The 26,289-nt window shown below is 54.8% G+C and carries 26 protein-coding genes; 20 read left to right on the forward strand and 6 right to left on the reverse strand.

The annotated features are described in order from the left end of the window. Nucleotides 1–79: 79 nt before the first annotated feature. From IM700_RS11130 to IM700_RS11150, 5 genes are all read left to right on the forward strand, one after another. Nucleotides 80–847, forward strand: coding sequence for a carbohydrate ABC transporter permease (locus tag IM700_RS11130; protein WP_418888780.1), 768 nt, complete (start codon nt 80–82; stop codon nt 845–847). Nucleotides 848–913: 66 nt separating this feature from the next. Then, nucleotides 914–2,254, forward strand: a complete 1,341-nt coding sequence (locus tag IM700_RS11135) for an ABC transporter substrate-binding protein (protein WP_193416986.1) — start codon at nt 914–916, stop codon at nt 2,252–2,254. A 17-nt stretch (nt 2,255–2,271) separates the two neighbouring features. Then, on the forward strand, nt 2,272–3,066 hold the full coding sequence (locus IM700_RS11140; RefSeq protein WP_193416987.1) for a glycerophosphodiester phosphodiesterase family protein: 795 nt from the start codon (nt 2,272–2,274) through the stop codon (nt 3,064–3,066). Then, the gene (locus tag IM700_RS11145; protein ID WP_193416988.1) at nt 3,060–3,866 is read left to right on the forward strand and encodes an HAD-IIA family hydrolase; all 807 of its coding nucleotides are present in this window, start codon (nt 3,060–3,062) and stop codon (nt 3,864–3,866) included. Before IM700_RS11140 ends, IM700_RS11145 begins: the two co-directional genes overlap by 7 nt. 22 nt (nt 3,867–3,888) lie before the next feature. Continuing rightward, on the forward strand, nt 3,889–5,136 hold the full coding sequence (locus IM700_RS11150; protein ID WP_193416989.1) for a sn-glycerol-1-phosphate dehydrogenase: 1,248 nt from the start codon (nt 3,889–3,891) through the stop codon (nt 5,134–5,136). Between the two features lie 5 nt (nt 5,137–5,141). Here IM700_RS11150 and IM700_RS11155 read toward each other — a convergent pair whose 3' ends face one another. The 4 genes from IM700_RS11155 to IM700_RS11170 form a co-directional block, all read right to left on the reverse strand. After that, nucleotides 5,142–5,735 carry a YkoP family protein gene (locus tag IM700_RS11155; protein ID WP_155604797.1) on the reverse strand — a complete coding sequence of 198 codons (594 nt, stop codon included), beginning with the start codon at nt 5,733–5,735 and terminating at the stop codon, nt 5,142–5,144. 314 nt (nt 5,736–6,049) lie between these two features. After that, nucleotides 6,050–6,586, reverse strand: a complete 537-nt coding sequence (locus tag IM700_RS11160) for a phosphatase PAP2 family protein (protein ID WP_155604798.1) — start codon at nt 6,584–6,586, stop codon at nt 6,050–6,052. Between the two features lie 102 nt (nt 6,587–6,688). Further along, complete coding sequence (locus IM700_RS11165) at nt 6,689–7,897, reverse strand: MFS transporter (protein WP_155604799.1); 1,209 nt, start codon at nt 7,895–7,897, stop codon at nt 6,689–6,691. Between the two features lie 58 nt (nt 7,898–7,955). Beyond that, entirely contained in the window at nt 7,956–9,101 is a 1,146-nt protein-coding gene (locus IM700_RS11170; RefSeq protein ID WP_193416990.1) for an MGDG synthase family glycosyltransferase, read from the reverse strand. 368 nt (nt 9,102–9,469) lie between these two features. Between IM700_RS11170 and rlmN the strand changes: the two genes are divergently transcribed. Then, nucleotides 9,470–10,525 (forward strand): dual-specificity RNA methyltransferase RlmN, encoded by a 1,056-nt coding sequence (gene rlmN / locus IM700_RS11175; protein WP_193416991.1) that lies wholly within the window; start codon nt 9,470–9,472, stop codon nt 10,523–10,525. Nucleotides 10,526–10,654: 129 nt separating this feature from the next. Here the strand turns inward: rlmN and IM700_RS11180 are convergent, their stop codons facing one another. Continuing rightward, nucleotides 10,655–11,428, reverse strand: a complete 774-nt coding sequence (locus IM700_RS11180) for a sporulation protein (protein ID WP_193416992.1) — start codon at nt 11,426–11,428, stop codon at nt 10,655–10,657. A gap of 155 nt (nt 11,429–11,583) precedes the next feature. Between IM700_RS11180 and IM700_RS11185 the strand changes: the two genes are divergently transcribed. Then, a complete protein-coding gene (locus IM700_RS11185; RefSeq protein ID WP_193416993.1) occupies nt 11,584–12,279 on the forward strand; it encodes a copper homeostasis protein CutC in 696 nt (231 codons plus the stop codon). Between the two features lie 97 nt (nt 12,280–12,376). Further along, nucleotides 12,377–13,870 (forward strand): FAD-dependent oxidoreductase, encoded by a 1,494-nt coding sequence (locus IM700_RS11190; protein WP_193416994.1) that lies wholly within the window; start codon nt 12,377–12,379, stop codon nt 13,868–13,870. A gap of 13 nt (nt 13,871–13,883) precedes the next feature. Here the strand turns inward: IM700_RS11190 and pdxR are convergent, their stop codons facing one another. Continuing rightward, nucleotides 13,884–15,359 carry a MocR-like pyridoxine biosynthesis transcription factor PdxR gene (gene pdxR / locus IM700_RS11195; protein WP_193416995.1) on the reverse strand — a complete coding sequence of 492 codons (1,476 nt, stop codon included), beginning with the start codon at nt 15,357–15,359 and terminating at the stop codon, nt 13,884–13,886. A 126-nt stretch (nt 15,360–15,485) separates the two neighbouring features. Here pdxR and IM700_RS11200 point away from each other — a divergent pair, with 126 nt between their 5' ends. From IM700_RS11200 to IM700_RS11255, 12 genes are all read left to right on the forward strand, one after another. Beyond that, on the forward strand, nt 15,486–16,040 hold the full coding sequence (locus tag IM700_RS11200) for a GNAT family N-acetyltransferase (protein ID WP_239483804.1): 555 nt from the start codon (nt 15,486–15,488) through the stop codon (nt 16,038–16,040). A 101-nt stretch (nt 16,041–16,141) separates the two neighbouring features. Next, nucleotides 16,142–18,469 (forward strand): ATP-dependent DNA helicase, encoded by a 2,328-nt coding sequence (locus tag IM700_RS11205; protein ID WP_193416997.1) that lies wholly within the window; start codon nt 16,142–16,144, stop codon nt 18,467–18,469. An 89-nt stretch (nt 18,470–18,558) separates the two neighbouring features. Further along, nucleotides 18,559–18,948, forward strand: coding sequence for a heme-copper oxidase family protein (locus IM700_RS11210; RefSeq protein ID WP_155604807.1), 390 nt, complete (start codon nt 18,559–18,561; stop codon nt 18,946–18,948). A 189-nt stretch (nt 18,949–19,137) separates the two neighbouring features. Continuing rightward, nucleotides 19,138–19,578 carry a MarR family winged helix-turn-helix transcriptional regulator gene (locus tag IM700_RS11215; RefSeq protein WP_336244894.1) on the forward strand — a complete coding sequence of 147 codons (441 nt, stop codon included), beginning with the start codon at nt 19,138–19,140 and terminating at the stop codon, nt 19,576–19,578. Between the two features lie 50 nt (nt 19,579–19,628). Next, nucleotides 19,629–20,381 (forward strand): SDR family NAD(P)-dependent oxidoreductase, encoded by a 753-nt coding sequence (locus IM700_RS11220; RefSeq protein WP_155604808.1) that lies wholly within the window; start codon nt 19,629–19,631, stop codon nt 20,379–20,381. A gap of 204 nt (nt 20,382–20,585) precedes the next feature. After that, nucleotides 20,586–21,035: a MarR family winged helix-turn-helix transcriptional regulator gene (locus IM700_RS11225; protein ID WP_155604809.1), complete on the forward strand. Its 450-nt coding sequence runs from the start codon at nt 20,586–20,588 to the stop codon at nt 21,033–21,035. 117 nt (nt 21,036–21,152) lie between these two features. Continuing rightward, nucleotides 21,153–21,551 carry a DoxX family protein gene (locus IM700_RS11230; protein ID WP_155604810.1) on the forward strand — a complete coding sequence of 133 codons (399 nt, stop codon included), beginning with the start codon at nt 21,153–21,155 and terminating at the stop codon, nt 21,549–21,551. A gap of 48 nt (nt 21,552–21,599) precedes the next feature. After that, entirely contained in the window at nt 21,600–22,238 is a 639-nt protein-coding gene (locus tag IM700_RS11235) for a nitroreductase family protein (RefSeq protein ID WP_193416998.1), read from the forward strand. Nucleotides 22,239–22,271: 33 nt separating this feature from the next. Further along, the gene (locus IM700_RS11240) at nt 22,272–23,225 is read left to right on the forward strand and encodes a ring-cleaving dioxygenase (RefSeq protein WP_193416999.1); all 954 of its coding nucleotides are present in this window, start codon (nt 22,272–22,274) and stop codon (nt 23,223–23,225) included. Continuing rightward, nucleotides 23,222–23,845 (forward strand): alpha/beta hydrolase, encoded by a 624-nt coding sequence (locus IM700_RS11245; protein ID WP_193417000.1) that lies wholly within the window; start codon nt 23,222–23,224, stop codon nt 23,843–23,845. The genes IM700_RS11240 and IM700_RS11245 overlap by 4 nt, the downstream gene beginning before the upstream one ends. A 22-nt stretch (nt 23,846–23,867) precedes the next feature. Continuing rightward, complete coding sequence (locus tag IM700_RS11250) at nt 23,868–24,479, forward strand: flavin reductase family protein (protein WP_155604814.1); 612 nt, start codon at nt 23,868–23,870, stop codon at nt 24,477–24,479. 232 nt (nt 24,480–24,711) lie between these two features. Continuing rightward, entirely contained in the window at nt 24,712–26,286 is a 1,575-nt protein-coding gene (locus tag IM700_RS11255; protein WP_193417001.1) for a response regulator transcription factor, read from the forward strand. Nucleotides 26,287–26,289 lie beyond the last annotated feature (3 nt).

The raw sequence follows: 26,289 nt of genomic DNA on the forward strand, positions 1-26,289 counted from the left end.
AGGGAGCCCGCTTGTGAAAATATTTGATTGGAGAAGCCTGGCCTCAGTGTTGGGCGTATTGCTGAAAGCAGCGGTCGTCATGGTATTTATTTTTCCATTCCTATGGATGATCTCTACCTCGCTGCAGACGTTTCGGGAGACGCTGGCCTTTCCGCCGACCTGGATTCCAGCAATCCCACAGTGGAACAACTTTGTAGAAGCAATGAGCGCGGGGCCGTTCTTGATGTATGCGAGAAACTCGGTCGTTATTACGGTGTCCATCATCGTGCTGCAGTTTGCGGTGATGATTCCAGCCGCGTATGCCTTTGCTAAATACCGTTTTCGAGGGAAAAGCGTTCTATTTGGTTTCGTCCTCCTAGCGTTCATGATACCAGGACAAATCACCTTTATCCCGGTATATCTGTTGATGGCCGACTTTGGGCTGATCCATACGTTATGGCCGCAGATCATCCCGTTTATGTCCAATGCGTTCGGGATTTTCTTACTACGCCAATATTTCATGCAGATTCCGGAAGAGATTATTGAAGCGGCTAGATTGGATAATGCCGGGGAAATCAAAGTGATTTGGAGAATCATGCTTCCTATGGCGGGGCCAGCGCTGGCGACCATTGCCTTGTTCAGCTTCGTCAGTCATTGGAACGAGTATTTCTGGCCGCTCGTTATGACGAACTCTGAGGCGATCCGGCCGCTAACGCTGGGAATCGCCATGCTGCGGGAGACGGAGGGAATCAGCAACTGGCATATTATCATGGCCGGTAACGTTGTGCTGGTTGTTCCTATTCTGCTCGTTTACGCATTCTGTTCACGTCACATCGTCAAAGCATTCGTATACTCAGGGATTAAATAGGCCAAACGGTCTCGGTCCCTTTCAAATACAACAACAACAATTCATTCATTGGAGGGAAACGAAAAGATGAAAAGTAAAGGGAAATTCATTGTGATCTTAACGCTGTTATTGGGGATCTTAGCCGGCTGCGGAGGAGGGAACTCCACCGCTAATTCAGGAAACTCGCAGAGCGGAACTGCCGCGGATCCGGCGACGACGGGAACGGAAACGGCAGCTGCAAACGCCGGCGGTAAAACGACCGTACAATTCTGGCATTCGCTGGGGGGTAAAAACGGGGAGTACATGGATGCGTTGATCCAGCGTTTCAACGAATCTCATAACGATATTGAAGTCGTAGGGACTTATCAAGGCGGCTATGACGAGACCGTAACCAAGCTGCAGCAAGCGGTCGCTTCCAACACCGCGCCGGATGTGAGCATGCTGGAACGCGCCTATGTGCTCATGTTCGCTGACTCGGACGTGTTGGAGGATCTGACGCCATTTATGGAGAAGTCGGGGCTGAGTGCGAACGACTTTACCTCAGGACTAATGGGCCATTCCTATTTCAACGACAAGCTGGTTTCGCTGCCTTTGAACCGCTCGACCCCCATTTTGCACATCAACAAATCCATGCTGGATGAGCTCGGGTTGGCGGTTCCAACGACCTGGGAAGAGTTAAAAACCGTGGCAAACGCACTGGTCGTTAAAGAGGGGAAAGAAGTGACGCGTTACGGGTTGTCGATGCCTTACGATACCTGGTATCCGATCGCCATGATTTCTCAGTCCGGGGGGAAGTTCTTTAACGACGAAAATACCTCGACCGGGTTCATCGATAACGGTATCGGCAAGGAAGTATTTAGCTACCTGAAGGATCTGCAAGGCACGGGAGCGTTGTATTATCCGCCGGCGCAGGATTCCGGGAACATCGTCAACAGCATGTTCGTGGAAGGCAAGATCGGTATGATGTTTCAATCCACGGGTTCGATCGGGGGGTTGAGCAGCTCCGTGGACTTTGATTATGTTACGGCGTTCCTGCCGAAAAAGGATGTTTACGCGAATCCTACCGGAGGCGCAAACGTTGCTTTGATGGCCGGTTCTTCGAACAAAGAGGCCGCTTGGGAATTTATCCGCTGGATGGAAACCGATCCGCAGGGCGGGCTGCAGTTTATTTTGCAATCGGGTTACCTCCCCTTCACGAAGAAAATGGTGGAATCGCCGGAAATTCAGGATTTGTGGGCAAAGGAACCCAACCGGAAAGTGGCGTACGACCAGTTGCAATATGCCATCGATACCAACAATGATGTTGCATGGCCTGAAGTGATGCACGAGTTCTTTTCGACTATCGAAGCAATCATGTATGACAGTCAGGACATCCAGGCTGCACTGGATGCGTTCAACAAAGAGACAGAACGGATTTTGGCGGAGTAAGGGAGGGAGAAGCGACAATGATCGAGCGTTTAAACCAGGATGCGTCAGTGATGATCGCGGGACACCGTGGATATAAATCCGCTTACCCGGAAAACACGCTGCTGGCCTTCCGCGAGGCCTTGGATTTGGGCGTCGATATGATGGAATTCGATCTTCGCCTGTCCAAGGACGGGGAGATCATGGTGATTCATGATGCTACAGTTGACCGGACGACAAACGGGTCCGGTGCGGTCGGCGATTATACTTGTGAGGAGTTAAAGCGGCTGGATGCCGGAGGCTGGTTTGGCCGAGAGTTTGCCGGGCTGCAAATTCCGACGCTCGCGGAGCTGATCGCGCTGCTGGCGGATTATCCCGATGTACTGCTTAATGTCGAGATCAAGCCAGCGGCAAACGCGAAACAAGCAGCGGACCTGACGATCGCTTTGTTGGATGGAACAGGCTTCCTGCCGCGCGCGGTGTTCACCTGTTTTGACGCTGAAGTATTAACGTATATTCACGATTCGTACGGTCTGAAGACGCAAGGATTTCCTGCGGAATTGATGTCGGGGTTCGTGTATGGGGAGGGCGGAACTTACTCCAAGATGTGGGCGTTAGGGTTGGAAATGAAGCTCCTCACACCGGAGCGCGTTCAGGAGTTCCGTGAGCTTGGTTTGCTCGTTTGGAGCTACTGTCCGGACGAACCGGAACAGGTGCGGTACAGCGTTGAATGTGGCGTTACCGGCATGACCTGCAATAATCCGCTACCCGCGCTGCATCTCCGCCGGGGTATGCAGATACTGACGTCAGAGATAGGAGACAGGTCCCGATGGTAGAGATGATCGAGGGACTCGTTATTGACTTGGACGGTACAGTGTACCGAGGGAACGAGGCCATCGAAGGTGCCGTTGAGACGATTAGCAGGTTGAAGACCGCGGGAACAAAGGTTGTATTTCTCAGTAACCGCGGGAATATATCCCGGAAAATGTGCCGGGAGAAGCTGAGCGGCATGGGACTGGACGTGAGCGAGGAGGAGATCCTCCTCGCGTCCACAATTGCTGCACGATATTTGCGGGCCCATGGCGAGGGACGCAAGGTTTGGGTGCTGGGTGAGCAGGGATTGATTGACGAGCTGTGCATCGCGGGCGTACCTCTGGCCGAACGGCCCGAAGACGCAGGCTGGCTGCTGATTACGTTGCATGAACGGCTAACGTATCAGGACTTGAATCTGTCATTTCGTGCGGTGCGGCGCGGGGCGCGGATCATCGCTACCAATAGCGACCGGATGTTTCCTGGAGAGGGGGGCGACTGTATTGACGTGGCCGGGATGATTGGTGCGATCGTGCATGCGACGGCTCAAGATGTGGAAATTGTGGTTGGCAAACCCTCTTCTTTAATGGCGGAAGCCGCGCTTGAAACGTTGGGGTTGCCGCCAGAACGCTGCCTGGTGATCGGCGATAGTCTGGAGTCGGATATCCGGCTTGGGCATGCGGCCGGAATGAGGACTGCCTTGGTCCTTACGGGTTCAACCGATCTTGGGGCTGTGAGATTAAGTCCGATTCAGCCGGAGTATATCTGGAATTCGATCCGCGATGTGAGTTCCGTGTTAGGGATTGAACGTTCGAAAATGAATTAAGGGAAGAGAAGGGAAGCCACTTATGACCGATATTTTGAATCGCATCAGGGAACTCGCGGCTGGACTGGGAGAGCCTTACCGTCAGGCAATCGACCTGGACGAAATCCGGGTTGAGACGGGGGCGCTTCAGCTGGCAGCACACTATGTCACGAAAAAAAACTACCGCAATGTGATTGTTGCGGTGGATCAAAATACGTATGAAGCGGTTGGAAAGCAATTGGTAATGCTTTTGGAAACGGAGAAGGAACGCGGATCTGGGGAAGTGGACGTTTATACCACGATGATCCAGCCTGATGCGGAAGGTGACGTCATCGCCGATGAAGCCTCGCTGATCGAACTGATCTTGGATGTTCAGCGGTGGGAGGCGAATGTCATCGTAGCCTGCGGGGGAGGCACGCTGCATGACATCTGCCGGTACGCCGCTTACACCACGGGTATTCCATTCGTATCCGTTCCGACGGCACCCTCTGTCGACGGGTTTAACTCTAAGGGGGCTCCGATCCTTCTGCGGGGGGAGAAGAAAACGATCCCGGCCATCGGTCCGAAGGCGATTTTCGCCGATCTCGATGTCCTTGTGCAAGCTCCGCCGGAGCTGGTGGCGGCGGGGTTCGGCGACATGTTGGGCAAATACACCTCCTTGTTTGATTGGAGGTTTGGCTCGTGGACGGCTGATGAACCTTATCTGGAGCTGGCAGCGGAGATTACCCGAAAGGCATTGGATAAATGCGTCGCCTCGGTAGATGCCATCGCAGCGCGAAGTGAGGAAGGGATTTGCCTCTTGATGAGCTCGTTGATCGAATCCGGTCTGGCGATGCTGCTGTTCGGGCAGTCTCATCCGGCTTCCGGCGCGGAGCATCATTTATCGCATTATTGGGAGATGGAGTATCTGCGTTTAGGTCGCCGCCAACTGCTGCACGGAGCGAAAGTAGGAGTGGCCAGTATGGAGATCGCGGGCCTCTACCACCGGCTTGTTAATGAGGGCTTTGGGGCGCAGGGGATACATCCTGCTGCGGCGGTTCCGCCGCAAGTCACCGCCTGCTGGGAGCAGATCTGCCAGGAGATCCAACTGATCCCCGATCCGCACCAGCTTGGCGAATTGTTGGCTGCCGTTGGCGGCCCCAATACCATGGAGCAGCTTGGTGTAGAACCGGGTCTGCTGGAACGCAGCTTGCGGGAGGCGCATCGGGTACGCCCGGGTCGGCACACACTGCTGCGCGCATACAACGAGATCAACGAAACGTTTGCGGAGGAATCACCCGGCAGCGAATAGGGCGCCTATACGAGCGCCTTCTCCGCCCCAAATTGCCGGATCAGCGTCGCGCGGGTCATGACCAGCTTCAGCGGAATCAGCTTGTCCGTATGGCCATCGATCCGTTTGCGGCTGCTTGGATGGAAGACGGTGAGAAGTAATCGGAGGTAGGAGGTCGTCAACGTACGGAAGGCACCTTGTTCGACGCGATGTGTCTCGAAGCCTAGTCCGTGTGTGATGCCCCGATGCAATAAGGTAATCCCCTGCAGCGCCTTCACTTGGCTGAGCTGCGGGTTTCTTTGCATTTCGGCGCATATTTGGCGCATCGCGCTTCTGGCGAGGCGGGCAGTCATCAGTGCGACGCGGTTCGCCTCGTTCGATTGCAGCATGGCGAGGATTTGGCGATTGTCCAAATGGAGCTCTCCAATCCAATCGCCGTCTTGAATCCATGTGCCATCCTCGCATTGCATGCTTTTTCCGCGATATTTGGTGACGAACATTTTGCAGATGCCGAACTCTCCGGCGTAGTTGGAGCGCATTCGGCTGAACAGATCGAACACTCGCTCCCAGCTCATCCAAACTCCTTGGATGACTTGCTTGATTATCGTTTGGGCTTGCATCGATATCCCAGCTTTCTCTATAGAATGTGAAGCGCTTACATCAGAATATCCGGCAGTGTGCCGTTCTCCCCCAAGTTTACGGTAGAAAGGTGCAACATTCTAGGGCGGTATGAACGATGGGTGGAGAGAATGTTGCCATTTCTACAACATTTTGAGGCTTAGACCGAGATCGGTTCGTAAAATGCTGCAGGAAATACAACATTTCTCTGAGAGATCCTCGGACAGAGGACGGATTCGCACCAAGCGGCGAATCGTTACAGGCTCCCCGGCCATGCACGTCCTACTTTACTGGCTAAGCCTTCCGTACCTTTTAGCTAGGCCAGACCTGCGCTCAAGACAACGAGGAGAGCTGTTACGGCTCCAACCAGGCCGCCGGCCAGAACGTCGGAGGGATAATGGACTCCGAGATAAATTCGTGACAGGCCTACGATGAAAGCGAGCGGGAGTAGCACTTGCACCAGACCGGGGGCCGCGAATAGGAACGGGATCAATGTGGAGAACGCTGCTGTCGTATGTCCGGACGGGAACGAGTAGTCCTTGAGCGGATGGATGGAGATCCTCGCGTTCTGCAGTGCTTCGTAGGGGCGGGTGCGCTGGAACCGCTTCTTGATCAGGACTGCCAGCAGATGACTGAGAGTCAAGGCGATCAGGCTATGCCAACCCGCCCGTTGCCAGGAACCGGTAGCGAAGACGACCACGGAGATGGTTAACGCGATCGTAAATGCGGCGCTCCCTAGATGGGTCACACCCTTCAGAATCCGATCCAGCCACGGATGACTCAGCGAATGATTGCACCACAGAAACAGCCGGTTGTCGTATTCGCGCAGCCGAAGATAATAGCGATGTCTCATTCCAACTCCTCCACTTCCCTAAAAATGATGGGCATCTATCGGCCCCTCGTCCTTCAACCGGGGTAACGTTTACCACGGAGACCGAACCAACGAGCGTCTTTGCTAGCCATGTTGCCGCTGCTGCGCGGGCGGATGCTGGCGTACCGGGCGGATCCAGTAAAATAACATGATGCCAAACAACAGCATGGCGCTAATCCCGACCGTAACCGTTACGTCGAAGCTCTCCGCCATCCAGCCGCCCAGAATCGGGCCCAGGATGACTCCGATGCCTTCGATGCCGGAGAGGACTCCCCAGCCGGTTGCTTTCTGCTCATCGGGAACAAAATGGGACAGGATCGCGTTCCATGCCGGCAGTACGGCAGCATATGCCGCGCCAAGACAGACAGCAAGCAGCATCGTGCTGAACATCTGCCGGGAGTAGATCAATAGTCCAAGGCAGGCGGCCAAGACGCCGAATCCGGCGATCAACAGCCACTTGTGACCCCATTTGTCGGCGAGCCGGCCCATCGGGATGAGCAATAATACGGTCATACAGCCTCCGGCCATCAACACGATGGAATATCCCGAATAATCCAGCGCCAAATATTCAGAAGCAAAACTCGGTAGGACGGGCACCAGCAGGCCGGCTGCTAATGTCTGTACGATCATGCCGGGCACGAGCGGCTTCATCTGAGTCAGCTTACTCCCGATTTGCCGCATTTGCTGCTTAAACGGAACCGTGTCTCCCAGCAATCGGCGGGATGAGAAATCCATCCGTTTCAAGGCAGCTAGCAGCCATCCGGCCGTCCAGCATCCGGCCAACAGCCAGAAAGATAAGGTATAACTGCGATCCATCAGAAAGTTGACGGCGACCGGGCCGAGACCCAGCGAAACAAGCCAAATGGTGTAGATGGATCCCATCTGTGAGCCGCGACTGTCCTCCCGAATTTCGGATAGGCAGAGCAGCCAAACGGGCGACACCCCGATCCCGATCAGACCGGCCCCAAGCACGATGGCCCACGGGGCGCTGACCCCATAGGAGACAAACAGGCCTAGCAGTCCCAGCAACAGAAAGATATTCAGGATCAGCCGAGCCGGGAACCGGTCCAGCACGTAACCCGCGAGCACTTTAATCAGCGTGTCGGCTAAATAGTGGACCGAGATGGCTACGCCAACTGCCGCTAAGGTAATGTGGCGTTCCTTGGCATAAGCGGGTAAAAACGAGATGAGAAAGGCGCTGCGGGCGATTTCCGTCATAAACAAAATGGCAGCGCAGTGCAGAAATGCAGGTGTCAAATGATTTCCTGATATCCAACGAGCAGTACGTTTCATATGGGCGTAGCTCCTTGCTTCATATTCGTGTGCCGGCGGCTGTGCGGCAGGGATAGATTTAATGTCCGTCCGCCAACGCCGGCAGACGGCCCGCCAGGCGCAGCACATCCCGGACGATCGTCTCGGTGGCGCATCCTGCAGCAAGTTCGTCATACTGCTGGAGCATCCGGGCGCGGCGGACTTCAGAATCGAGAAGCTCATGCACTTGCTCCGTCAAAGCCCGCGGCGAAGAGGCTACTACTGCCGCACCTTTACGCTCGAGGTATTTCGCGTTCTCCCGCTCCTGGCCGGAGAACGGTTTGTAGACCACGATAGGGGTACGGATTTGGATCGCCTCCGACAATGTGATGCCCCCGGCCTTCGTCACGATGCAGGAAGCTTGTCGCATACGGTCATGAATCGCTTCGACGTAACCAAACAAACGCAGCCGTTCGTGATCGGCAAACCGCCGCTCCAAGCGACGCCGCAGCTTATCGTTGCCGCCGCAGACGATGTCCACTTGAACATCCGGCAGTGCCAGAAGTTTCGCGGTGATGAGCTGGATGTCCGGTAAAGGAATATGTGCGCCCATCATAACCAGGACGGATCGAGATCCACCTGCGGATCGAAGTGGTTGCGGACTCATTGAGCGCGTCAGCTCATAAAACGGTTCCCGAACCGGGATGCCGCTGACGACAATCGATTCCGCAGGCACGCCGCGTTCGATCATCTCCCGCTTCAAATCCGCTGTCGCCACGAAATAGCGGTCTGGCCTCGTGAACAACCAGCGGTTGTGCAGGCTAAAGTCGGTCACAACCGTGAATACCGGCACCCGAATGCCGTGTTTTCGCAGCTGATCCGTGATGCCGCCGAAAGGAAAGGTGCTGATGATCGCGTCGGGCCGTTGTTTTTGGAGCAGGTTGACCAGCTTTTTCATCCCTAGCTGATTCCCCCATTTGGCCAAGGCGCTCGTCTGCTGGAGGTCCCGGGTCGCGTAGTAGCTCCACCCGTAATAGTCCAGGCCATATGCGGAGAACCACGGGCTATACAAATAAAGCTGCCGAGAGACGGAATTCATTCCCGGATGGGCCTCGCGGTACAGATCGATCACACGGACTGTACAAGCGCCCGAGAGGGTAAGGGATTGCTTCAGCGTCCTTGCCACCTGGATATGGCCGTTGCCGTATCCGGCGGTCAGGATGACGATGTGCATGTTTTGCTTCATGGGTAGCTGCCGCCTTTCCACCGAAATAGAAACGCACGGGTTCTTCCGTCGAATCATTCCGAGTTCCAGTATATAGGAAGCCTGGAAGAATCAAACCGGCCGTGCGGCGTGATTTGGTTCCGACCTTGGTCCAGTTTGTAGGCCGGACCGCTTGCGAGTTGATCGGGTCCTTTCTCGCACTCGTCAAAGTTTAACGTATCTTCACTTTAGGGCACTAATGTTAACGTTTGTTTAAAAGGGAGGGCAATCTGTGTAAAACGGGTGGGGGGCGAAGACGCAGCGCATTCGTTTTTTTACCTGTGGCATTCGGGATGACGGATTAGGTATAATTAGAAAATGACTTGAGTTTGTTTAGAAAGAGGATACGCATGAATAAACAATCCATTTATGGTTTGACGAAGGATCGGCTGGCCGCTTGGCTGCTGGATCGTGGACATAAACGAGGCCGGGCTGAGAGGGTCTGGGACGGCTTGTACCGCAAACGGGTTACCGATTACGAAAAGATGGAGGGTGTTCATCCAGAATGCCTCTCCCTGCTTGAAGGGGAATTTGCCATCGAAACATTGGAGGAGCATATCCGCCAGGAGTCGGTCGACGGGACGATCAAGTTTCTGTTCCGCCTGCAGGATGGCAATCTGATTGAAACGGTGCTTATGCGCCACAAATTTGGCCAGTCGGTATGCGTGACTACGCAGGTCGGCTGCAATATCGGCTGTAGCTTCTGTGCCAGCGGACTGATGAAGAAGAGTCGGGACCTGACGAGCGCGGAAATTGTGGAACAGGTGATGAAGGTGCAATTGCACCTGGATCGACTGGGAAATGGTGAACGGGTAACTCACATCGTTGTGATGGGAATCGGGGAGCCTTTCGATAATTACGACAATATGGCCGATTTCCTGAGGGTTATCCAGGACCCTAAAGGGCTTGCGATTGGCCCGCGCCACATTACCGTGTCGACTAGCGGACTGGCGGACAAAATCATCGAATTTGCCGATTCCGACCTGCAGGTGAATTTGGCCGTGTCCCTGCATGCGCCAAATAATGAGCTGCGCACGCGGATCATGAAGATCAATAAGGCGATTCCGCTCGAGAAGCTGATGGCGGCGATCGACTATTACTTGGAGCAAACGAACCGGCGGCTCACGATTGAGTATATTTTGCTGAAGGGCGTTAACGACGGGACCGAGCATGCCCAGGAACTAGCCGATCTGCTGGGCGATCGGTTTGTGAACGTCAATCTGATCCCTTATAACCCGGTGGATGAGCACAGTCAGTATCAACGGAGCGAGCAGGATTCTGTGCTGGCCTTTTACGATGTGCTGAAAAAACGCGGTCTCAGCGTCAGCGTTCGATTGGAGCATGGTGCAGATATCGATGCGGCCTGCGGACAGCTGCGCAGCAAGCAATTGAAGCGGCCGAGCTGAGCGAACGAAAAGGCGGAAATTTTGAAAGAAAAGGACTTGGAGCATTGCTCCAAGTCCTCTTCTTTTCCGGTTGCCGGAGGCGGCGGGATTGGCATCCAGAGGTAGCATTGCGACACAACTGCCGCGTCCCTATAGGTGGCTTGCGATCACGTTCTCCAGCAAGGCAGCCACCGCCTGAGGTCCGCGTTGGAGCTCCTCCTTCGACAGAGGGACCCGCACGAATCGTTCATCCAGCTCCATCGCCTCGGCGAATAAGCCGCTTAAGCCTCGGGCACGGCGATCGACCTGGAGCACCAGCTCCAATGACTCCCCCCGCGGGAAGAACAGGATCTCCAGCTCGTCGAGATACCCGCGGAACTTCGTACCCGGAACATATTCGAATTCCTGCACGAAAGGCAGGGCACCGCCAAGCCTCGGAGCATAGTCGTTTGTCACTTCGCGCAAGCGAAAACCAAGCAAATCGACGGCGTCTAACACGGTTTGCATTTTCGCATCCGGCAAAACATGGATCAGGTCCTCGTCCTTGGGATCCACGGCCAGATCGATGTCCAGCCCGCTTTCCACCCAAATGGGCACGTTGTACAGCGTCACGGGCATTTGATCCGGAAGCCGGAATCGGAATGGAAACTGCCTGCGCTCGCCGGCCCGCAGCTGGAAACCTTCGGTGACGAGGGATTTGGCGATCGTGCCCGTTGCTCTAATTTTGCGGTCGTTTGACTCGCGTAAGTAGTTGGTTTTCAGCTTTACATAAATGTTGCCGATGGTTTGGTCGGTCTGCCCACCTTCCACATATAGGGTACCGCTGATTTCGCCGCCCAGCCGGACTTCGATCGCATCCAGTTCCGTATTGACCTGCGCCGAACCGATCCCCGCGCTGGCTAGCATCTTCTTGAAAAAGGACATCGCTCCACCCTTCCTTCACTATGTATTCGTAATGAATGACTGATTTATCAAGCCGAGGATTTACGGAAATTATATACGTCCATGGGGCGGTTTCGGTTTCGTTTATGCTAACATATGACGTATAATCGGATCACTGATAACAAGGAGGTTTCCTGATGTTTCTGGAGGTCATAGCAACCTGTGTGGAGGACGCCATCGTCGCGGAGGCAAACGGGGCGGACCGGCTGGAGCTGATTACGGCGATAACGGAAGGCGGACTCACCCCTGGCATTGGTATGGTCCGACAAGTGGTAAAGGCCGTGGACATTCCTGTCCACGTGATGGTACGTCCGCATAGCCGGTCTTTTGTGTACGGGGAAGCCGACGTGCTTACTATGGAGGAGGAAGTCCGGGCCATTGCCGATGCAGGGGCGGCGGGCATCGTGTTTGGGGCGCTAACTGCCGAGCGCAAGATCGATGAGGCTGCGTTAGAACGGATCTTAGCGCTGGCAGTCGGGCTCAACGTAACGTTCCACCGAGCGTTTGACGAATTGGCGGACCTGCCCTCCGGATTGCGTACGCTGATGCAATACCCGCAGGTAAATCGGGTACTGACCTCGGGCGGAACGCGGCCGGCCCCGCAGGCGGTTCCCGCAATCCGGGAGCTGATGGCGATCGCTAATGGCAGCTCGCTGCGCATTTTAGCCGGCTACGGTTTGACTCTGGAGACCGTCTCGCAGTTCGTCGCTGATACAGGCGTTACCGAGGTGCATTTCGGCTCCGCCGTGAGGCAAGGGGGGGACGGGCTGGCTCCCCTAGATCCAACCAAGCTGTTGAGCTTGTCCCGTTTGCTGCACGACCGCAATCAATAGGAAACCCCATAATATACCATATATATACTGGATACCAAACCTTTACTGGAGAGAAAATGTCATTATACTCCATGACGAGGAGAGTTATCCAGAACTTATGCCAACTGATTTGGAGAGAAAACAGACATTGGCTTTACGGCTTCTATCCATGTTCTTATGTACTTTGCTGTTGCTTGAAACGGTTCGTGTTCCTGCGCCAGCATCGGCGGCGAGCGAGACCCCACCTTCCGCACCCTGTGGAACGGGCTGTAATGGATACGATGTCGTCGTGATCGGCAGCGAAATCGAAGGGGTGTTATTGGCGAGGGAAGCGCATGCTGCGGGTTTGAGCGTGCTGATTCTTGATCCGCGCGAGAAGCCGGGCGGGGAGCTGATCCAAGGGCAGATGCTGGTCTTGGACGAGCCCAACGACAACCGCAAGCGCAGCCTGGTCCAAGGCGAGTTGAAGCCCCTGTACGATGGCTATAAGGCCGGGAACATTCGCAAGTTGCCCGCCTTTGAAAGCTATTATCGCAAGCTGATTCGCGAGATCCCCTTGCGCAGCGGCATCACCATCGATGGGGTGGAGATCGAAGATACCGACGGGCAAGGGACAGAACAAAGGAAAACGCTGAAATCCGTAACTTACCTGGCCAATGACGGCAAGCTGTATCAGGTGCAGGCGGGGTATTTTGTGGAAAATACGGATTTTAACGCACTGACCGTTCATCTTGGCAATCTACGCATCCCGGGCATGGAAAGCTTGTATAACGGCACGAAGCCGGATTATATGGCGGCTACCTACATGCTGCGGTTTAAAAGCGTGAACTGGAACAAACTGCATCAAGCGGTGCTAGAAGATTATCCGTTAACGAACGTCGTCAAGAAATACGGCGCCAACACTTATGTGGATTGGGATTTCGCCACCGGTTTCAGCAATCTGACCTATAATTACAGGCCACGGGATTCCCATCTGATGCTCCGGGGCTTAAACGCGACGTATCAAAAGGACGGCGAAGTGATCATCAACAGCTTGCTGGTGTACGATGTAGATCCGGCAGATCCGCAATCCGTTCGTTCCGCCGTCGCAAGGGCGAAGGCGGAAGCCCCATATATCGCCAAATACTTGCGCAAGCATATCCCCGGCTTCGGTAAAGCCGAGCTGAACGGGTACCCCGATTATTTGTACATCCGCGACTATAATCGATATGAAACGGACTATGTGTTGAACTATAAAGATGTGATGTCGGGCCGGATGTTCTGGGACAACGTGACGGTTGGGGGTTATACCGTCGATTTGCAAGCCACCCGCGTCGTGAAGAAAGGCATTGGCTACGGCAAGCCGGACCGATATGGAATCCCGCTTCGTTCCTTTGAGCTGAAATCGTACGACAACGTGCTGGTGGCTGGCAAGAATATCGGCGCGGAGATCAAAGCTTACGGAAGTGCCCGCATCATTCCCACCACCGCGTTGGCCGGGGAAACGATGGGCATCCTGCTCGGGCGGGAATGGAAACAGGGCCACAAGCGCTTGAGCGAGTTGACCCCGGGCGATTTTCGAAGAATCCATCGGTACTTGAAGAAGGATTACGACATTCGAATCGACCAATGACGGGAGCTGAAGGTCAATGAAGATAGGGTGACCAAGCCTGGTATAGCCGGGATACGCCTTCGTCAATCCGTTCCATTGCAATACCGCCGAAACCTAGCATAAACGACTTCTGCTCCGTTTCCGGCGGCGCGTTCCAGTAGAAGGCAGCGGAGGCGATTCGCACGCCGGCCTCCTGAGCCAGCCGCAGCAGCTCCTTCTCCGGCAGGCTGGATTTCACGCTTAAGAGGAGATGCAGACCGGCGCTATCGCCCGTAACGGCAGCCCGCTTCCCGAAATGATTCGTCAGGGAGGCGACGAGCTGCCGATTTTTTTTGCGATACAGGTTCCTCATCCGGCGGATATGCCGCTCGAAATGTCCCTCCTGCATAAACCGCTGCAGGGTGCGCTGGTGAATCCCCGACGCGGACGCTTCAAACAGGGTGTGGCGCCGTAAGGCGTGAAAGCGGGGCACCAGATGCTCAGGCAGCACGAGATAATGGATGCAGAGATCAGGCGCGAGTACCTGGGAGAAGCCGCCGAGATAGATGACGAGGTCGTTCGGGACGAGCCCTTGCAGCGCCGGTACCGGCTTGCCCTGATAGCGAAGCTCGCCGCCGTAATCGTCTTCGATCAGGTAGCCGTCGACGGCCTTGGCCCATTCCAGCAGCTCCAGCCGTCGGGATAGCGGCATAATGATGCCGGTCGGAAACTGATGGGACGGCGACACGCTGGCGATTCGCGCTCCGCTAGTCCTCAGCAAATCCGGGCGCAGGCCGTGCTCGTCGAGGGGAATCGGGTGCACCGTGAAACCGAGCGCAGCCAGGGTAGCCGGAACGATTCGATACCCGGGTTCTTCAACGGCGACGGCGTTGATCTCTGCGTTCAACATCTGCCCTAGCAGCAGTAGCAGCAAATGCTGTTCCGCTCCGATGATGATCCGATCCGGGGAAGCATGGACCCCGCGGAATCGGCTTAAATATTCGGCGACTTCCCGCCTTAGTTCCGGATCGCCCTGAGCGTCCCCATAGAATAACAGTTCGGCGGTTTCCGGGCGGAAGAGCTGGTTATATAGCCTTTTCCATATCTTAAAGGGGAACAAGCTAAAATCATTTTTAGATAGATGGAAGTCGTAGAGAGGTGGTAGGGGGCTCCTCGGATTTGGTTCTGAATCTGGCTTTGGCATAGGAGTATCCGTATGGGGCGGGAGCTCGCGTTCCGGATTTCTGCCGGTCAGCGCAAACGACGGATAGGGCTCCGGCAGCTTAACGACGAAATATCCCCGTTTTGGACGGCTCTCGATAAACCCCTCGGCGATGAGTTGCTGGTACGCCAACTCGACAGGGGTTGTGCTGATGCCCAGAAACTCCGCCAGTTTGCGGATCGAGGGCAGTCGTTGTTCCTCGCGGAGCGATCCGGCGATAATCTCGCGCTTAAACATTTCGTAAATCTCGACATATCGGTAGGACCGCCCGGCCAGACTGCCGTCGTGGGGCTGCGGTAAAATATACATTGGTTAGGATCCCTCCCGTCACTTATCATCCAAACTGTCCTTTAAATTTAGATTTATTTGTATATTTTTAAGTATACAGTACCGTGTTAAGATGCGAAAAGAGAGATGGAAAAGGAGATTATTACGATGAGTTACGCAGGATTTTTAATGGGGGACAAGGTGTATTTGCGCCCGATGAACGTGGAGGATGTCGATTGGTATTATCAAAATTTGCATGAGCCGGAAATGAGAAGATGGACGGGGACAAAGCGCCACTTCACCAAGGAGTTCATCGCCGCCTATCTGGAGCGGAAAGGCCAGGACGATTCCAGCGTATTGCTGGCCATCGTACGGCGGGAGGATGACCGGCCGATCGGGGATATCGCTCTCCAGGACATCGACCCGAGTAACCGCTGCTGCAACATTCGAGTTGCAATTAACCAGACGGCGGACACGGGGAAGGGTTATGGCAGCGAGGCGATGAAGCTAATGCTGGATTACGGATTTGGCGTACTGGGGCTGCACCGGATCGAACTTAATGTTTTTGACTATAATGGGCGGGCTATGCATGTTTACGAGAAGTTAGGGTTCAAACGCGAAGGCGTGCAGAGGGAAGCGTTGTTCTACGATCATGCGTACCATGATTCGATTCTGATGAGCATACTGGAAGACGAGTTTCGGGCGATCCACGTTCGTCGCTAAGCTTATCTAGGCTGCGCCGCCGTAGATAGCGATCTGTCATTCGTCATGGTATACTAATGGAACAAATGTTCTCCAAGAGTATCGGCGGTGACAAACAGCAAATGGCAAATGAATCCATGGTAAATATCGCGGTTCGTCCTCTGGTGGAGTATGTGTTCCGCAGCGGCAGCTTGGAAAGCGGCTTCCGCACGGCGGTCTCGCTGACGGAAGGCACGAAGGCGCATCAGCAGGTGCAGAAGCAATACGGCGAAGGCGATCAGAAAGAAGTGTACTTGAAGGCGGAGATTCCCTGTGGGGATCTCCTCTTCGTTGTAGACGGGCGATGCGATGGGCTGTTAGTTGGCGGGGACGGCGGATGGACGATCGACGAGATTAAATCGACGGCTGGCGATTTGGCGGCGATCCGTGAAGATACGTACCCCGTACACTGGGCGCAGGCGAAGTGCTACGCCTATATGTACGCCAAAGCCAACGGGCAACGCGAGATGGGAGTACAGCTGACCTATGTGCAGCTGGATACGGGGGAGCGCAAACAATTTCGGATGCGGGCCGGGTTGGACGAGCTGGAGACGTTCATCCATGACGTCGTAAGGCACTATGCTCCGTACGCCCGTTTGCTTCGTGACCATCGGCGCGAGCGCAACCGGAGCATCGCGGAGCTGGCGTTTCCGTTTCCGGGTTACCGGACCGGGCAACGGAAACTGGCGGGCGCGGTATACAAGACGATCGAGGAAGCGGTGGGTTTGTTTGCCCAGGCGCCGACCGGCATCGGGAAGACGATTTCCACCACATTTCCGGCGCTCAAGGCGATGGGCGAAGGTAAATTGAATCAACTGTATTACCTCACGGCCAAGACGATTACCCGAACCGCCGCGGAGAACGCCTTCGCGTTGATGGAAGCACAGGGGCTGCAAGCTTGGGTGGTGACCCTAACGGCCAAGGAGAAAATCTGCTTCAGCGAAGGAGTCCGCTGCAACAAAGAAGACTGTATCTATGCCGATGGTTACTTCGACCGGATCAACGGGGCCATCCTGGATATCTTGGCGAATGAGACACAGCTCACTCGCCCGGTGATCGAGGCGTACGCCCGCAAGCATCGGGTGTGCCCGTTTGAATTTTCGTTGGACTTGTCTTATGCCGCCGATGTCACGATTTGTGATTACAATTATGTATTTGATCCCAAAGTGTCCCTGCAACGCATGTTCGCGGAGCAGAAGAAGGAAACCACCCTGCTGATCGACGAGGCCCATAATTTAGTCGACCGGGCGAGGGAGATGTATTCCGCCGAGCTGCGGAAATCCGGCTTCCTGGCGCTGCAGCGAGCGTACAAAGAGAAGAGCCCGTCCGTTGCGAAAGCAGCCAAAGCCGTTAACGCCTTGTTTATCGAGCTGAAGAAGCGGGCCGAAGGATCGTCGTTCCAGACCGATTTAGCCGCGCCAGAGCTGTTGCTGGAGCGGGCGGAGGCTTTTGCCGAAGCGGCAGAACGGGAACTGGCACTCGAACCGTCCGCCGCCGGGCAGACCGGCTCTCCGGGGAGTTTGGAGGCAGACGCGCGGGAGCTGCTGCTCCAGGCATATTTCGAGGCCCTGCATTTCGGCCGGATCGGCAAGCTGTACGACGAACGGTTCGTGACCTATACGGAGGTCACCCGGGAGGACGTGCGGATCAAGTTGTTTTGCCTGGATCCTTCCCATTTGCTGCAGGAGATGGGCAAGGGGTTCCGCTCGCGCATTTATTTCTCGGCGACGTTATCGCCGATGGCTTATTACCGCGATATGCTGGGGGCGGGGCCGGACGATTATACGGTATCGCTCTCCTCGCCGTTTTCTCGCGACCAGCTGGAGGTGGTTGTGCTGCCGCTTTCGACAAGGTATCAGGATCGGGAGCAGACCCGAGTTCCTCTGGTTCGCGCTTTGCAGGAAGTAACTCGTGGCCGGCCGGGGAATTATCTGTTCTTCTTCCCTTCCTACGCTTACATGAACATGATTTACGAGGACTTTGCCGCTGTCGCGGAGGAAGGGACAGAGCTGCTCTTGCAGCAATCCGGGATGACCGAGGAGGATCGGGAGCGGTTTTTGGCCGCCTTTATGCCTAACCCGGCTCCGGGTCGGACCTTCATCGCTTTTGCCGTGATGGGCGGCCTCTTCTCGGAGGGGATCGATCTTGTGGGCGATCGACTGACAGGAGTAGCGATTGTGGGCGTCGGGTTGCCGCAAATCGGCCCGGAGCGTAATTTGATCCGCGACTACTTCCAGACGTCCGGGAGAAACGGCTTCGATTATGCCTACGTATTCCCCGGCATGAACAAGGTGCTTCAGGCCGGAGGACGCCTGATCCGCTCGGAGACCGACCAGGGCCGCCTCGCCCTGATCGACGACCGTTACCTTCAGCCGCATTATGCGCGATTGCTGCCGGAAGAGTGGCGCTAGAACCTAGAAGCTCTTCGAATATTCCCCTCCATTGTGACATATTTTGAACATGTAAGGATAACTTGTTCCTATTGGAGGGGGCGTCGGGTATGGGGATTACGTATCTTAAGGTTTCAGTCGTTTATTTTGTCATCGGTGTATTGCTAGGCATGTACATGTCCATGCAACATGACTATACATTAGCGGGCGTGCATGCCCATGTAAATCTTTTAGGTTGGGCATCCTTCGCACTAGCTGGCGTGATTTATGTGTTGTTTCCAGGGGCAGGGGAGAGCCTGCTGAGCAAAATCCAGTTCTGGACGTACTCCATCGGACTTCCGGTCATGATGATCAGCTTATCGCTGGTACTGACCGGTTCGGAACAGTTGGAGCCTTTGGTGGCGATCGGCGGAACGCTTGTCGTGATCAGCGTTATCGTATTCGCGGTCAACGTCCTGACGAACGTGCGGACTAGTGCGTCAATGCGGGGGAAGAAATAAGGCCGCTGCGAAAAATAAGAGGAGGGATCGACGCCGATATCGGCGTCTTTTTTTTCATGCGATGGTAAAGAATAGGTTAGGGAGTTGACGAAGGTTGCTAGAAGAAGTACTATGATAGTGAAATTGTTAAGAGGTATTAATTATTCAAATGTAATAATTATTAATTATTAACTCATAAGGAGGGGATCCGTGCTGAATAAGCGGGAGCGGTTATCGCTGTTAATGTCGATGCAAATGACCCGATTCGTCGTTGGATACGCCAAAATACTCGATCCAGAATTGACGGCTCCCCAATACTTGATTCTCCAAATTTTATCCAGAGCGGGTCAGCAGAATTGCTCTGATTTGGCCGAGATGCTGGAGGTCTCCCTGCCGGCCGTCACCAATCTTGCGAATAAATTGGCGGCTAAAGGGCTCATTGAACGTGTGATCCCGGAAAGCGATCGGCGTAACGTTCTCCTATGCATCACGGAGGCCGGTCAGGAAGTTGAGGAACGCATGGTACAGAAATATAAAGAAATGACGCGTGAACTTTGGGAGGATTTTTCGGAGGAAGAAACGGACTTATTGCTGCGGGCATTCGAGAAAATGCTGGTACAATTCGATCCGAATGAGCATGCTATCTGCTGACATAGAACACAATGTCCGGCCGTATGGGCCGATCAAGGAGGAGTCTAAACATGGGAAGATTGGACAATAAAATCGCGATAATTACCGGCGCTGCCGGGGGGATGGGCAAAGCTGACGCGCTGTTGTTTGCGAAAGAAGGCGCCAAAGTCGTCATTACAGACATTCAGGACGAAAAAATTCAAGCCGTTGCCAAAGAGATTACGGATCAAGGCGGGGTAGCGGTAGCTTTAACGCAGGACGTTACGTCGGAGGAAGATTGGGCGCGGGTTACCGAAACAGCCCTGACGCGGTTCGGCAAAATCGATATCCTCGTCAACAATGCGGGGATCTCCAGCGCAACGCCTTTTTTGGAGACCGACCTGGAGCTGTGGAACAAGGTGATGAACATCAATGTCACCAGCGTATTTCTCGGTCAAAAATACGTCATCCCGCACATGATCAACGGTGGGGGAGGCTCCATCGTTAATATTTCCTCGATTGCCGGACTGACCGGCGGCAGCGGCACGGGGCCTTATACGGCCAGCAAAGGGGCCGTCCGCCTGCTTACGAAAGCGACGGCGGTGGATTATGCGAAGCATAACATCCGGGCCAACTCCATCCATCCGGGATACATCGAAACGCCGATGACCAAAGATTTGATGGCTGACGAGAACATGAGAAACTGGTTCTTGTCGCAAACGCCGATTCCGCGCCTTGGACAAGCAGAGGACATCGCCAAGGGCGTGTTGTTTCTTGCCTCTGACGAATCCTCATACATCACGGGTATTGAGCTTCCCATCGACGGCGGGTACTCTGCCAAATAAGTTGGTTTCCGCTCATCGCCATGACTTAACGGTCGCTCCAGATGCGTTAGTTGCGCATTGCTGGGGTGGCCGTTTTCATTTAGGGTTGACATTTATCTCGATATCATTTATCTTAATATTAAGACAAACGACATTGAGAGTTACCGAAGTCATTTAGGGTTAACCTATGATATACTTTCGGAACAATCAGGGGGGTGAGTGGATATGACGAATCAAGCGAAGAGTGACGACGCGCTGCATTTGTTCGTCGTATTGTCCCGGGCTAGCGAGTGGGTTCATGCGCATAGCGACAAGGGGATTCGGCAATACGGATTAACCCGGACCGAATTCGGCGTACTGGATCTGCTATATCATAAGGGCAGACAACCGATTCAGCAAATCGGCAGCAAGGTGCTGATGAGCAGCGGCAACATTACGTATGTCGTAGATAAGCTGGAGAAGAAAGGATACGTGACTCGTCAGGACTGCCCGGAAGACCGGCGATTGGTGTACGCGGAAATCACCGAGCAAGGACGCCAGTTCATCGAAGAGGTGTTCCCGCAGCATGCCCGCCTTATTGAGGAGGCGGTCAGCGGACTTACTCCGGAAGAGATGGAGATCGCCGCGATGCTGCTGAAGAAGCTGGGTAAATCCGCACAGGAAGGCTTCAAGTAGTGACTTAACCATTCCGAAGCTCTGATAGGCGGCGGGAAGGGCGTCGGAAGACGTCTTCTCAGCTCTGATATCTTAATATAAAGATTCTCTAAATTCACATAAAAAGGAGTCATGAACATGACATTAGCATTGGCCTTATTCATTATACGTTTGGTGTTGGGATTCACGATGATGGCGCATGGTGCGCAAAAGCTGTTTGGCTGGTTTGGCGGCTACGGCCCCAAAGGAACCGGAGGTTGGATGGAATCGCTGGGAATTAAACCCGGAGTGCTGATGGCGGTATTAGCCGGTCTCGCAGAATTTGGCGGGGGATTACTGGTGGCGGCAGGGCTGTTTACGCCGTTTGGAGCGGCGCTGCTGATCCTCACGATGATCGTGGCGATCGTCTCCGTTCACGCCAAGAACGGATTCTGGTCGACCGCAGGCGGGTACGAATACAATCTGCTGCTGATCGCTGTTTCGGTTGGGTTGATCTTGTCTGGCGCAGGGGCCTACTCCCTCGACGCGCTGCTTTGATCACCGTTGCAAAACGACGATTTTTCTAATCTGGAAGGAGCCCTAGTCATGAACTCGAATGAACATGATTTTACTACTATCGTTAAATCCCGCCGTTCGGCGAATAAATTCATCCCCGGCGTGGAAATCCAAGACAAGGAACTGGAAGAAATCTTCAATCTCACGAAGTTCGCGCCATCGGCGTTTAATTTGCAGCATACCCACTATGTGGTGGTCAAGGACCCCGCATTGAAGGAACAAGTATACGAGGCTGCGGCCAAGCAATACAAGGTCCTGACAGCCTCGGCGGTGATCCTGGTACTGGGTAAACGGGATGCCCATAAGGACGCAGGAGCGATGAACGAAGGAATGCTGAATTTGGGTGTGCTCAGCAAACAGGAGTACGACCAGCTTGTGTCCGATACGATCGGTTTCTATGAGAACCGGGGCGAGGCGTTCATGCGGGAGGAAGCGATCCGCAGCGCCAGCCTGTCGGCCATGCAGATGATGCTTATCGCCAAAGACCGCGGCTGGGAAACATGCCCAATGATCGGGTTTGATCCTGTGGCGATGCGTCGGTTGCTGAATGTCCCGGACAATTACGAGCCGGTGATGCTGATTGCCATCGGCAAGGAGGATACCTCCAGCTTCCGCCCGCGCGGCTACCGTAAACCTGTCGGAGAATTCGTCAGCTATAACCGATTTTGAATCGATTTTCCCAAAAATAAGGAGGAGTTACACATGGTACATCCAACTTCAGGAATTCATCATATTACTGCATTTGCTACTGATCCGCAAGCTAACGTTGACTTTTACGCAGGGGTGCTTGGACTCCGACTGGTTAAAAAAACCATCAACTTCGATGCGCCAGAAGTGTATCATCTCTACTTCGGTGACGAGGACGGGAATCCGGGTACCATCATGACCTTCTTCCCAACACCGGGAGCCCGTCGCGGCCGGGTCGGAGCCGGTCAGGTAGGGATTACCACCTTCGCTATTCCGGTTGGTGCCTTGGCTTTCTGGCAGGAACGGCTGCATCAATTCGGCATCTCCACCACTGTGGCAAACCGTTTCGGCGAAACGTATCTCCATTTCCGCGACAAGGACGGATTGCAGCTGGAATTGGTGGAACGTACGGCCGGCCCGCAAAGCACATGGTCGTTTGGCGGCGTCCCAGCTGACAAGGCGATCAAAGGGTTTGGCGGTGCGGTGCTCTACAGTGTCGCCCCGGAGAAAACCGCTACGTTGCTCGAAACCGTCATGGGTTTGAAGAAGCTCGGTGAGGACGGCGACTACGCCCGTTTTAAAGCGGAAGGCGACCTCGGCGACGTGATTGACGTAAACGTGAAACCGATGGAATACGGGGCGGGCGGCGCCGGGACGGTGCATCATATCGCCTGGAGAGCCCGGGATTTCGCGGAACACGAGGAATGGAGAACATGGGTTGCTGAACACGGCTACCATCCGACGCAAATCGTCGACCGGCAGTATTTCCACGCGGTCTATTTCCGGGAAGAAGGCGGCATTTTGTTCGAAATTGCTACCAACCCGCCGGGATTCGCCAATGACGAAACGCCGGAGCATTTGGGCGAAAAGCTGATGCTGCCAGCCTGGTATGAACCGCACCGTGAAGCGATCGAACAAAATTTGACCCCGTTTGAGGTCCGGGTGCTGAAGGAGGATCAGCAGGGATGAAGCATATCTTCAAGCCGGGTTCGGCAAGCGGAGAAGCGGCGGCTCCAACGCTGCTTCTCCTTCACGGGACAGGCGGCACGGAGCAGGACCTGCTTCCGTTGGCCGAGATGATCTCTCCGACGTCGGCGGTGCTAAGCGTCCGCGGCAACGTGCTGGAGAATGGGATGCCGCGCTTCTTTCGGCGGCTGGCGATGGGCGTGTTCGATGAGGAGGACCTGGTACTGCGCACGAAGGAGCTCCATGACTTCCTGGACGAAGCGTCCGAGCAATACGGCTTCGATCGGGGCCGCGTCGTCGCGGTGGGTTATTCCAACGGAGCAAACATTGCGGCAAGCCTGCTGTTCCATCATGCGGGTGCGCTGAGCGGGGCGATATTGCATCACCCGATGGTGCCGCGGCGGGGCGTTTCTTTGCCGGTGATGGCGGGGCTGCCCGTCTTCATCGGGGCGGGACGGAATGACGCCATGTGCCGTCCGGAGGAAACCGAGGAGTTGAAAGGGCTGCTTAGCGGGGCCGGAGCCCAGGTGCATGTGCATTGGGAGCCATATGGCCATCAATTGACCGAAACCGAAGTTCAAGCTGCGGCGGAATGGTATCGAAATCATCTGTTGAACACTTAATAGATTCAAGGAGGTGCCGTCAATGATATCCATTAACCCGGAGCAGCAAACGGAGAGGGACAATTACAAGCTGCTGATCGGCAGCGTCATCCCGCGGCCAGTTGCGCTGGTGACGACGATGTCGTCTGAGGGTGTGCTCAATGCAGCCCCATTCAGTTATTTTAACATCGTGACGGCCGATCCGCCGATGGTGTCGTTGGCGGTACAGCGGAAAAACGGCGCGTCGAAGGATACGGCCCGGAATGCCGCGGCGACGGGGGCCTTTGTCGTGCATATCGCGGATGAAGCGTACATTCGCGAGTTGAACCACACTGCGGCGCCGCTCCCTCCAGAGAAGAGCGAGGTGGAGGCGGCAGGACTCACGCCCATCGCCAGCGAAGCGATCGCGGTCCCGGGGGTTGCCGAAGCCAAGATCCGTATGGAGTGTGTGTTGGAACGATCTATCCCCTTAGGCGGTAAAGAGCAGGGCCCTTCGGTCGATTTGCTGATCGGCCGGGTGGTTCGATTTCACATCGAAGAGGAGCTGTACGAGTCTGGACGAATCGACCCCCATGGATTGCAGCCGATCAGTCGATTGGCGGGGAACAGCTACGCCCGGCTGGGAGACATTTTTGAACTGGAACGGCCAAGGTAAGTTCTGGGGAAAGTTATTCCCTCCGCGGCAACAGAGGTAAGGAAGTCCGTGATATATCGGGTTCAGGAAAGGCAGTTCGGAGCAGACCGCTCTAGGCTGCCTTTGTTTGTTGGATAAATTAAGTTTCCACGAGAGGAGAAATTATGCTAGCATAAAAATGAGTACGCTTACATGCCAAGTTTAAGCATTGATATAAATAGGGGAAATCGCGTGAGGGGGAGGGATCGCGGCCATGCGGCAAGTGCTTCTGGTGGATGACGAGCCTTGGGTGCTCGAAGGGCTTCGGACTATGGTGAACTGGGAAAAGCACGGCTTTCAAGTATGCGGCGAAGCGCTGGATGGTCCCGAGGCGCTGGCCAAAATGCAGGAGCTTCGGCCGGATCTAGTCGTCACCGATATTCATATGCCGGTGATCAGCGGCTTGGAGCTTATTGAACGGAGCAGACGGTTGTTGCCGAAGCCGCCCAAATTCGTCATCTTGAGCGGGTACGATGATTTCAATTATGCGCTAACGGCCATGCGGCAGCGGGTTGCGGAGTATTTGCTGAAGCCGATCGATGAAGATGAGTTCGAGACGATTCTGGCTCGTCTGGGTCAGTCCATCGCGGAGGAGATGGAAATGGAGCAGGCCTCGTCGCGCAAGCAGTTGCTGTTTAAGAATAACATCTTGAACCGCTTGATTCAGGGGGAGGAAGGAGACCGGTTGGAGCAAGAAGCAGCCGTCGCTCTGCAGTTGGGAGGAGAACCGGAGCTGCTGTGCATGTTGATCGACGCCGGCGCCGGCGGTTATCCATCGGATTTAAAGCTGAGGGTGTCGACGTACTTCTCCAAGAATACCGATCGATTGTTCCTTGACGCCCTAGGCCGGGTCGGGGTGATCGTCCGTACGGACGAATTGCCGCCGCCGCGGCTGGAGGAGATTGGGCTGGCGATCAGCGGCGAGCTATCCGATCTGGATCGGCCGGTGGTTATTGCCGTCAGTGAGGTCGGGAAGGGCATTCGCTCGATTCGAGAGTTATACCTGCAAACGCTGGAGACCGTCAAAGTGAAGCGTGAACGGGGGAAGACCGGCTTCTTTCTACCTTGTCCTCACCCGCAGCCCTCAAATACGGAGGACGCGTTCAGGGGGAAATTTGACCTCCTGCTTGAAGCCGTGTTAGAAGGTGACCCCGTAGCAGCTGGGGCGGCGGTGGAGGAAGCTTTTAGTTCTCTCGCCTGCAGCCAGATGAGCGTAGATTCCATCCGGGTATTTGCAGGCAACATGGAACTGACGTTATGCCGCAAGATCAAGAGAGCGGGCGGCGACGCCGACGCCTTTATGGTTCACATGCAGGAGGATGCAGGAACTCCAGACGGCATGAGTGATTACCCGGCATTGAAGGGTTATTTGCACAAGCTGTGCCGGGAGGCTTCGTTGCTGCTCGCCGGGTTACGGCAGAAGAACGAGAATAATACGATGTTTCAGGTCATTCAGTACGTGGACGAGGAATATCGCAGTAAATTGAAGCTGCAAACCCTCGCCAAGAAGTTCCACATGAACCCGACTTATTTGGGACAGGTGTTCAAGAAAGAAACGGGAAAACCCTTCAACGAATATCTGAACGAGAAGCGAATCGAGGAGGCCAAACGCCTGTTAAAACGTACTCCGATGAAAATTTCCGATATCGCGCTTCAGGTCGGTTATCCGAATACGGACTATTTTATTAGCAAATTCAAACAGGCGACGGGGATGTTGCCTTCTGTTTACAAATCTGAGTTTCTCAATGACGGTTCCAAGAACGAGGCAGGGACAAAGCCGGCCGAATAAGCC

It is taken from the genome of Paenibacillus rhizolycopersici (genome assembly GCF_014947195.2).
Classification (GTDB): Bacteria; Bacillota; Bacilli; order Paenibacillales; family Paenibacillaceae; genus Fontibacillus; species Fontibacillus rhizolycopersici.